This is a genomic window from Halorubrum sp. Atlit-26R (genome assembly GCF_003666015.1).
Classification (GTDB): domain Archaea; phylum Halobacteriota; class Halobacteria; order Halobacteriales; family Haloferacaceae; genus Halorubrum.
The window spans coordinates 1-545 of record NZ_QPLT01000348.1 but is presented as its reverse complement, the minus strand read 5'-3'; the positions used below and the strand labels follow the sequence as shown (position 1 = coordinate 545).

1 protein-coding gene is annotated in these 545 nt (G+C 65.5%); it reads right to left on the bottom strand.

From position 1 onward, the window contains the following. On the bottom strand, nt 1-441 hold a 441-nt coding region (locus DVK07_RS20930; RefSeq protein WP_147441310.1), incomplete at its 3' end, for a metallophosphoesterase family protein. Nucleotides 442-545 lie beyond the last annotated feature (104 nt).

Here is a 545-nt window from a genome sequence, read left to right as displayed (position 1 = left end):
CGGGACCAGCGAGCGGGTGTTCTGGAGGTCGTCTATCGTGTGTTCCGCGAGCGGCTTTCGCGGGTCGACCCCGCCGTGGACGACCAGGTTCTCGCCGATCGTGATCGCGACCGGCACCGACTCGATCCACGCGAGCTGGTCGTCCGACAGCGAGTCCAGCGACTTGTCGCCGCGCAGCAGCTTCTCCTCGTTGTTCCCCCGGACCGAGAACATGTTGTCCGCGTTCCGCACCCGCTCGACGACCGCCGCGCTGTCCGGCCCCTTCCGGACTAAGTCGCCGACGAAGACGACGAGGTCGTCCTCGGTGACGCCCAGCGTCGACAGCAGGCGGTCGAGCGGTTCCGGGCAGCCGTGGATGTCCCCGACGACGTACGCGTCCTCGTAGTCGTCGAGGTCTATGTCGAGGTGGTGCGGTTCGACGTCCGGGTGGAAGCGACCCATTACCCGTCCGTTGGGCTGATCGAGTATTAAGCGCCGCTAAGATGCCTATATACCGCTATGTATTCTCGGACGGGAGGCCGGTCGGCGCCATGTCTGTCTCGCTA